The following is a 9,074-nucleotide window of genomic DNA, read 5'->3' as shown; positions in this document are numbered from 1 at the left end:
CATATCAAGCGCCTTGGACGCATGGGCGACGACGTGAAACTTGTCGAATGTCACTCGCGCATTGGGCAGATGTTCGCTCACGCCCTTAATGAACGCGGGCGACATGTCGATGCTTGCGGAGGTGACTTGCTCGGGCGTGCCGTTGTGCTGGCTAAGGTACGCCGCAAAGCTCTCAATCGGCTTCGCGTCGCGGCCGGGCGTGACGAACACGACGCGGCGCGCCTGCATATCGGCGACCAGCGTCAGATACTCGTGGCCGCGCCGGTACGAGGTCTCGTCAATAGCTACCGTGCTCACGGTGGCGCAACCGCTTGATTTGCGTGTCATGCACTGGGTGCTCACCGGCAACCCCGGGGTAAGCGAAGCGGCTGCCAGCGACAAAGTCCACGGCAATCGTGAGTTGTCGTTTGGCCGTATCAAAGTCGACACCCTGCACGTACCACGGTGCCTTGATTCCCAAGGCGGCTTCAAAGAGTTGATTCGTCACTCGCATCGTCCTGCATGTCTGATTGCAGCATTCTGCCGCAACCAGCCATGCGCCAGCTTGTCGATTCAAAGCGCCTCAAGGGTTCGCTGCGCCGGGCTCATAGGATCTTGACCCGCCAAGCCGCCCACTCGGATTTCAAAAGAGGCCGAAATCTCGATGAAATGGTGGCAGAGCGCGATCGACGTCAAGCGAATTCTGCAAAACTTCCTTAGCAGTTGAACCTGATCCGTGAGGCCGCTTATCCCCCGAAAGGCGATGTCTGTAAACGCTAGCGCCATCAGATACAGATGGGACTGTTGCATACCCAACGCAGCCAATTGCTGCGGCGTTTGGGGACTTTCATCTTCCGCATTGGCACCAGATCGCTGGGATCGCCCTCAAGGATGTGCGATGCCAGATCATCTCAGACGCAGTGAACCGGCCCCTACCGTTGCGGCGTCTGTCTGTGCAAATTGGTGGATCAGATGCTTACACAAAACGAACGGTTTGTCGGAAAACCGACGTCCAGACGCCTGCTTGATATCCGCGTCTTGAGACGTCCAGTCTACGATTTTCACGTACAGACTCGACATAGTGCGTAGGCTGCTTTGCAGCGGCTCATGCTGGCACGCTCTCTGCGGGTACAGAGAAAGAACTGCATCTGGACAGATTCGTCGCGGCTTTGCAGCCACGGAACACAACCCGGTTCCATAACGTCTTCTCCAATCGAGGACACCAATGCGTCACAAATACGTCGTCAAGGGGCCATGTGGTGCCGGGCTTGCGACGCGCGGCTTTCGCGCGGAGTGCGACGAATCATGAGCATTTTCGAGCGCTTTCTTGGCGATCCCCTTTTCGCCAATCTGACGCTTTTCGAGCCGACCACCCAGACCTCGAAAAGCGTCGCCCCGGAGACTTTCCCGACAAAGCGGAAGTTCATCGTCTCAGACCAGCCGATTCCTCAGGATGTGAGCGATTCAATCGGGCCGGTGCTCACGAACGTGGATGGTTTGGCTCCGCAGGAAATCTCGGAAGCCGTCTTTTACATCGGAATTCAATGCGATTCCGATGCGCTACCGGTCCTCCGCCGGATCAAGCAGCATGGCGGCACATTCGTTCCGCATCTAAACTTTGCCAAAACCGAATACCGGTTCGTCAACCGCCTGGCGCACAACGCGATGGTGAGGACGTGGACAGAAAAAGGGCATGCTGTCTCGCACCTCCACACCGGGATTCATGAAAATCTTTGCGAGGCGCTCGACATTACGCGGACAGTCGAAGGTGACTATGTCGAGATCGGCGTGTACCGCGGCGGCTCGGCGCTGACGGCCATAAACTATCTCGACCAGCTCGCCTGCGTGGGGGCACCGTGCAGGAAAGCCTGGCTACTCGACACGTACGATGGCTTCACCTACGAAGAAGCGGTCGGGAGCATGGACGCGCTGTGGTCCGGCACGCACCGGCTGTACGGCAAAGACGAAACGATGAAGTACATCCGCGAGACGGTCATGTCGGACGTCTCGTCGGAGTTCGAGCTGATCGCTGTGAACATTTGCGCCGATGACCTGCCGCTTGGCATCAAAAAGATCTCGGTCGCGAACATCGACGTCGACATGTACGAGGCAACACTTGCTGCGCTTCAGAAGGTTTCCCCCCTGATGGCACAGGGCGGCATCATCATCGCGGAAGACCCGACAGCGACGCCGGGCCTTTATGGTGCGTTGCTTGCGCTTGACGAATTCATGACGTCTCCCGCTGGCAGGCCGTTCTACAAGATCTTCAAGGGATCCCAGTACTTCCTGATCAGGATGCATTGAACCTTAGCCGCCGATGCAACGGCTTTCCGGCCTACCATCGATGACCCAGCGTCATTATATGCGCCGCCCGAAATCCGAGCGGCACGTTGCTATAGCTGACGTTCTTCGACGGTGTGCTGACGTAGGTATAGCGGTGCGTCTCGCGCTTGTATGCGACCGATGCGTCGGCAGTCCACGTGAGCTGCGGCATGTCAACTTATCGAGACGCGGCGTATTGCTTCGCGCGATGAAGTTATTCCGGGCCAATTGTCAGCGACGAATCGTTTTGCGATGGAGGCTGGCGCTGCGTATCCGGGCCACCAGTTCCCTCGCTCGATTTGTCGCCACGCTTTCACCCGGCGTTGCAGGGGTGCGCAGTTGAACGCCAGAAATAAGGTAGAAGCCATCGCGGAGATGATGTTGCAGACGAAGCGTTCTCCCGTCGTTCGTACAACTGGCGTTTGCATGTTGAATGCAACGCTCGTGCCGCTGATGTCATAGGGCATGCTGGTAATTTTGGAGGGTCCTTGATCTGCCCAAGACGTGTGGAAACCCATTGCTAGGGCAGGCTTGAGAATGTTGCGGTCTTCGGGCTGTTTAAGAGTCTGATCTCAGTCAAATGCTACTAAGGCATCTGCTTGTATCCTGTGCTTGCAGGGAGCGATTATTCGCGCTCTGCTCACTGCAAAGCGTTTTGGGAGGGCCGTCAGTATTCCTGATGGACCTGACGTTTTTTTGCCGGCTTTCCGATCGAATGCGCGAGGAGAATCAGCTTCGAGCTGGGCGTCATCGACATATCATGCCTCTGCCGGCGACCACCTGATCCGGACCGTTCCGACCGCAAAGACGCAATTGATGAATATGGGATGACGATTGTGCGGCCTGAGTGCCGGGCACGAGCACAGCCTGTTCGGCGAGCGCCTGAACGATCTCGGCCGCAAGGCTTTTTCCCGTGCGCGACGCGGCGTTTGGTGAGGCGGTTGGCGAGTTTTTTTCGCTCGTCAACCTCGGTGGGCGACGGGTATCGGTGCAGGACGATCGAGGCGTGGCCCAGACCCCGATGCAGTGCGGGATGGATCTGGGTAAGCAGGCCGCGAATGCTGTTGCTGGTCCGCGTGATTTGTGGGGCGAGCAATGTGGGTTTACGCAGGATTGAACGAATTAGCGTGGATTTTCATCTTCGTCGCCATGCCCGAAACCCGTGACAGAAGTCTCGAAGAAGACCTCGAACGGTTGCAGAAAGGCGGGACGTTCGCACTACAGCCGACGTGGCGCGGAGACTTGCGCGCCACAGTAATCATCTAGGGGAAAGCAATGATCGACATCGCATCCAGCGACGCGCTGGAAAACTATTTGATGATTTGTGACTGCGACGGCGTGCTCGTGGACAGCGATGCCATTGCCGAAAGCATTATCGTGGAGCGACTGGAAGCGCTATGGCGGCAAACTGGCGTGCAGCGGGTTGTGCGTCCGCTGCTCGGACTGCGCACAGAGGCGGTGGTGGCCCGCACGGCCGCCGCACTGGGCAGGACAATCGACGAAGCTCACGCTGCCTCAATCGACGCGGAAGTTGTACGCGCCGCGGTGCAAGCGCCGATGACCGCGGAGATAGACGAGGCGCTTGCCGCGATTTCTTTGCGTAAAGCTGTAGCGAGCAACAGTTTCGCCGACTACGTCAAGCGTGTACTCGATCGAACGCGACTCGTGAAGTTCTTCGGGGAGCGGGTCTTCACAGCTGACATGGTGTCGAATCCGAAGCCGGCGCCCGACGTTTACCTTGCTGCTGCCCGTCGTTTGCGCGTGGCGCCTGAACGCTGCGTTGTGGTGGAAGACAGCGTGACGGGAGCCAGGGCGGCGGTTGCCGCCGGCATGACCGTGCTCGGCTTTGCCGGTGGAGCGCACGCACCGGACGAACGGGCAAAGAACCTTCGTAACGTCGGGGTGAACGCGGTGTTTTACAGCATGCGGGAGCTTCCATTGCTGGTTCAAAGCTGGACGCAGGACCAGCTTGCTCGCGACGGGGGATGAAACGCGGCGGTGAGAAGAGACTTTCTCGGCTGCAGCTCGATCAGACGGAATACCTTTATCAGCCGACAATGATTAACATTTCCACGAAACAGCAACTCCTGTCGAACGCCACCCTCGGTCAACTCGATGACCGCGTGGCGGTTCCCGCCTACGACCGCAACCGGCTCACAGCGGGTATCGCGCATATCGGCGTTGGCAATTTCCACCGTGCGCATCAGGCGCTTTATGCGGATCGGTGCCTGCATTTACCGGGACACGAGGCGTGGGCCATCTGCGGTATTGGTCTCGGCAGTGGCACGTCCGCCCTCGCAAAGGTTCGGGCTTTGCACGCGCAGGACTGCCTCTATACGGTAACCGAGTTCGACTCGGATGGCAGTGGGAGCACGAGAGTCATTGGCGCGATGATCGATTATCTGCACGCGCCTGCCGATCCGGAAGCCGTGTTGCGCGAACTGGCCGGTCCGGCGATCCGCATTGTCTCGTTGACCATCACAGAGGGCGGCTATAACTTCGACGAAGCGACGGGCGAGTTCAAGCTTCATGAGCCCGATGTCGCGCATGATCTGGCGGGAGCGCCGCCGCGCACCGCGGTTGGGTTTATCGTCGGAGCGCTGCGGCGCCGTCGCGAAGCGAACGTCCCAGCCTTTACGGTGATGTCCTGTGACAATCTGCGGCAAAGCGGCAATACAGTCCGGCGCGCGGTTTTGAGTTTCGCGCAGGCGGTCGACCCGGGACTCGCGGGCTGGATCGCGGACAATGCCGCTTTTCCCAACGGCATGGTGGACCGCATCGCGCCGCAGGTCGCCATCATGTCGGGCGTCGACGCATCTACGGAGGCAGCATGACCTGCACCACCATTTTTCTTAGAGCGTGTTAGGTACTTTGGGCCGGACCTGGTAACCTGGCGGCATGAAAGAACGCAAGCCCTACCCGACAGATGTCTCGGATGAGGAATGGAGTTTCGCCGCTCCGTACCTGACCTTGATGAGCGAAGACGCGCCACAGCGCCGATACGAACTGCGCGAAATGTTCAACGCGCTGCGCTGGATGGCGCGAGCCGGAGCCTCCTGGCGCATGCTTCCGACAAACTTTCCGCCGTGGGAACTGGTGTACCAGCAAACACAACGCTGGCTGAACGCGGGTTGCTTCGAGGCGATGGTCAGTGATTTGCGTTCGGTGCTGCGCGTGGCGCAACAGCGTCAGGGGCAGCCCAGCGCGGTCATTCTGGATGGACGCACGCTGCAGTCCACGTGCGAAAGCGGCCCGCGTGCGGGTTACGACGGGCATAAGCGCAAACGAGGTAGCAAAGTTCATATGGCAGTCGACACACTGGGCCTCTTGCTCGCTGTTCATATCACGCCGGCCAACGAGCAAGAGCGTGCGCAGGTGGCTGAGCTCGCGCGACAGGTTCAGCATGCAACCGGTCAGACGGTGAAACTTGCGTTCGCTGACCAGGGCTATACGGGTGACACCGCTGCGCAAGGCGCGCGTGAGGAAGGTATTGAGCTGCATGTCATCAAGCTGCCCGAAGCGAAGAAAGGCTTCGTGCTGTTGCCCCGCCGCTGGGTGGTCGAGCGCAGCTTCGGCTGGCTCAACCGGTTCAGGCGTCTGGCGCGCGACTATGAGCGCTTGCCCGAAACCTTGGCAGGTCTGCACTTTGTCGTCTTCGCCATGCTCATGCTCGTTCATGCTGGACCAATTATGCAAAGTACCTAACACGCTCTAGGTGCGCCTGCGTGGCACCGTCCAATTTGCGGGCATCAGTTTTCGTCTTCATGCCCATATAACGCACAACGCACTATTTGGTGCACTCGTCAGTAACCTCAAGTTTCGCGTCACATTCATCCAGAATCGTCATGCAAAATGCAGAAGTGACCAGGAGAAAAGCATGCAGCAAATCGCGGATTCAATTCGACATTCTATAAGGAACAATCACTTAAAGTCGTATGTATATAGTTATCCTTCGAAAAGATCGTATAAAAGTCTACATAATATCGGCATTACGGAAATATGGCACACCGGTGATCGTGGACCAGCTTCAATATATATCCATATACCATTTTGCAGATACAGGTGTACTTATTGTACGTTATTTCTAACGACCCAACATACAGAGGACATAATACAAAATTATGTTGATAAGATATGTGAACAAATAAAATTTTATGCGAAGTACACGGGAAGGAAGACAGTTGCATCTGTGTATTTTGGTGGCGGAACTCCGACTATTCTAAACGAAAAACAATTCGGACAGATTTTTTCATCGATTCAACATGGATTCCCGAATATTGCGTCCTCTGCTGAGCTATGTGTCGAAGGTTCTCCCGACTCGATGTCCGAAGAACTCCTCGATTTCTTGAAAAGCCAAGGCGTGAACCGAATCAGTATGGGTATCCAAACTATGGATTCCGCAGAGCTGAAGGCCAGCGGTCGCCCATACCCGGTTTCGACAACAATCTCTGCGGTAGAAAATATCCGAAAGCGTTTCGAAAATTTCAATCTGGATCTGATCTACGGCCTTTCAGGTCAGACCTACGAAAGCTGGCAAAATTCGCTCCGCCACATCGTTTCATCAGGTCCAGTGACTATCTCACTGTATCCTGCAATTAGCCGACCTCTCACAGCGATTCATAAGCAGCAGCGATTGCATCCGGAGCGATACATCGACGACCAGACCAAGTATGCGATCTACGATAGCAATGTCGAGTTCATGCAAATGAATGGATACCGACAAGAGTCCTTCACTAGGTTCACCCGTCTGCCAGAGAATAGCAGCGCGTACGCCCAAGAGACTTCCGACTTTCTCGGCGTTCCGATGATCGGAATTGGAGCAGGCGCAAGAAGCTACAACGGAAAATACCACTACAGCTTCGACTACGCGGTCGACCTCAACGAGGTCGGCAAGGCCATTGAAGATTATTTGAACCTCGAAATCACCGAACACAGCATGGTGAGGTACGGGATTGTTCTTGATGCTTACGAAGAGCGCTTGAGATATTTCATCCTCAGCCTTACGCTGAACCAACTTTCTGGGACATACTATTCATCACAGTTTGGCCGGAATCTGTATTCTGATTTTTTGGACGTAATTGATGCACTTGAGGCTGACGGGTGCATCGAGCCACCGTCCAATGACAAGATTCGATTGACCAGGAAGGGTTACAAATACAGTAATTTGGTCGCGCACCATCTTTTCTCGAACCATGTGAAAACCCTGGAAGAAAGGTATGTTCCACGATGAGCAACAGTGAGCGATTTTGGGAGAAAGGTTATTCGGACGCGAAAGTGTGGACGATGGGCGGACCGAGTGTTGAGGTATTTGAAATTGAACAGTTTCTACCACGAAACTCGACTGTTATAGACATCGGCTGTGGCGAAGGCAGAAATGCGCTCTTTCTTGTCCTCAGGGGACACAAGGTGACCGCCTTGGAACTTTCCTCGAACGCCGTAAAGAAACTTCGCTCGATTGCTGACCGTTATTCTTTGAACATCGATGTGATCGAGGAACGGATCGAGGATTTCGTACCGGATGAAAATTATGATCTAGTTATGGCGCACTCGTCGTTACATTTCGTGACGAAAGACGTGTGGATTCCCTTGCTTCGGGAAATGAGGCAACGGACTAAGCCCGGCGGATTTCACAACTTCACATCGATTATTGAAATTCCTCGCTACCCAGTTCCGCACGAGTGCCGACATGCGAATTCGTTTGACCGAGGCGATCTCGACTCGCAATATGCGGACTGGCAGATTCTTCGTTCCGATTTCTACGCCAAGTGGGATTCCCATCCGGGTATTCCGACGCATGTGCATGCCGTTGAGAAGTTTCTTTCGAGAAAAGCAAACCCGGTCGAGCGGTTCACGTTGACGAAGGTCGATCTTTCGAACAGCGACAATCTTCCTTTAATCTTGTTCGACAGCATACCCCTTGGAGCCGATGCTACCGCAGTCAAGTCGATGGGTGTTCGTCCGAGACACGTCAATCGGATTGAAATGCCAGGGTGGAACATGACGTCTCCTACGGAGCTGACGGGCAACTATGTGGTTGAAGACTGGATTTTTGGGATATACGGACTCCAATTCACACAGAGCATTTTGACGGGTAAATACGAGTATTTTACGTCACCAGTTTCGTTGCGGAACTCTAGTCCATTGAACCAATGAAATTGCACTGATCTAATAGTGCATGGGCAAAATGAATCTTAGTGAAGCTGAGCGCGAAGAACTGATGTCGATGCAGCGCAGCCGGACCATGGCCGTTGGCCGGGTGAGGCGTGCGCGGCTGATATTGCTGTTCGACGAAGGAGCCTCGCGCGGGGCTATCATCAGCGAGCTGCGATGCGATTCGCGATTCATCACAACGTGGCAAACACGCTTTGCCAGTGAGCGTCTTGAGGGTCTGTACGGCAGGCATCCCGGCCGCGCTCCGCGCCGTGATCTGGCGCGCCTTGAAGCGAAAGTGCTCGACTACACGCTGCGACGCAAACTGGCCGAGGCTGTGTAAAAACGCCGGTTCGAGCCGCGAGCATCGGAGCGAACGCGTTCACCCAGCGCTGAGATCGAACGACGGGGCTGATTGCACCGAGCCATTCGAAGCGTCGATGCGTGAGATCACGCGCCGGCCAGCTTCATGGCCCGCATTGCTTTCGCGAATCCCAGTATCCCGATGACGCGCTTGAGGTTGTACGCCAGTACATGCAAGTTCATTTCGGTGGCGACGTGACCAAGTCTTCGCATCAGGAAGTGCGTCGACCCCATCCAGTGCTTGAGCGTACCGAACACGT

6 protein-coding genes and 3 pseudogenes are annotated in these 9,074 nt (G+C 55.8%); 7 read left to right on the top strand and 2 right to left on the bottom strand.

Features of this window, described 5'->3' with window-relative positions; genetic code table 11:
* Positions 1-487 (bottom strand): annotated as a pseudogene (locus E1N52_RS42275) (transposase); the annotation flags it as partial.
* Between the two features lie 797 nt (positions 488-1,284).
* Here E1N52_RS42275 and E1N52_RS42270 point away from each other — a divergent pair.
* The 7 genes and pseudogenes from E1N52_RS42270 to E1N52_RS42235 all read left to right on the top strand — a co-directional run.
* Positions 1,285-2,283, top strand: a complete 999-nt coding sequence (locus tag E1N52_RS42270; protein WP_165979583.1) for a TylF/MycF/NovP-related O-methyltransferase — start codon at positions 1,285-1,287, stop codon at positions 2,281-2,283.
* A 1,293-nt stretch (positions 2,284-3,576) separates the two neighbouring features.
* Positions 3,577-4,290, top strand: coding sequence for an HAD family hydrolase (locus tag E1N52_RS42260; RefSeq protein WP_133190963.1), 714 nt, complete (start codon positions 3,577-3,579; stop codon positions 4,288-4,290).
* Positions 4,287-5,135, top strand: coding sequence for a mannitol dehydrogenase family protein (locus E1N52_RS42255; RefSeq protein WP_246089461.1), 849 nt, complete (start codon positions 4,287-4,289; stop codon positions 5,133-5,135). The genes E1N52_RS42260 and E1N52_RS42255 overlap by 4 nt, the downstream gene beginning before the upstream one ends.
* 64 nt (positions 5,136-5,199) lie before the next feature.
* Positions 5,200-6,006: an IS5 family transposase gene (locus tag E1N52_RS42250; protein WP_133190961.1), complete on the top strand. Its 807-nt coding sequence runs from the start codon at positions 5,200-5,202 to the stop codon at positions 6,004-6,006.
* Positions 6,007-6,178: 172 nt separating this feature from the next.
* Positions 6,179-7,531 carry an STM4012 family radical SAM protein gene (locus tag E1N52_RS42245; RefSeq protein ID WP_133190959.1) on the top strand — a complete coding sequence of 451 codons (1,353 nt, stop codon included), beginning with the start codon at positions 6,179-6,181 and terminating at the stop codon, positions 7,529-7,531.
* Entirely contained in the window at positions 7,528-8,454 is a 927-nt protein-coding gene (locus tag E1N52_RS42240; protein ID WP_133190957.1) for a class I SAM-dependent methyltransferase, read from the top strand. Before E1N52_RS42245 ends, E1N52_RS42240 begins: the two co-directional genes overlap by 4 nt.
* A gap of 22 nt (positions 8,455-8,476) precedes the next feature.
* Positions 8,477-8,776: pseudogene (locus E1N52_RS42235) on the top strand (helix-turn-helix domain-containing protein); the annotation flags it as partial.
* Positions 8,777-8,901: 125 nt separating this feature from the next.
* Here E1N52_RS42235 and E1N52_RS42230 read toward each other — a convergent pair.
* Positions 8,902-9,074: pseudogene (locus E1N52_RS42230) on the bottom strand (IS5/IS1182 family transposase); the annotation flags it as partial.

The sequence above is a fragment of the Paraburkholderia guartelaensis genome, from assembly GCF_004353905.1.
GTDB classification, from domain to species: domain Bacteria; phylum Pseudomonadota; class Gammaproteobacteria; order Burkholderiales; family Burkholderiaceae; genus Paraburkholderia; species Paraburkholderia guartelaensis.
Note: the sequence above shows the minus strand (reverse complement) of the source record. Positions and strands in the feature narration are given on the sequence as shown.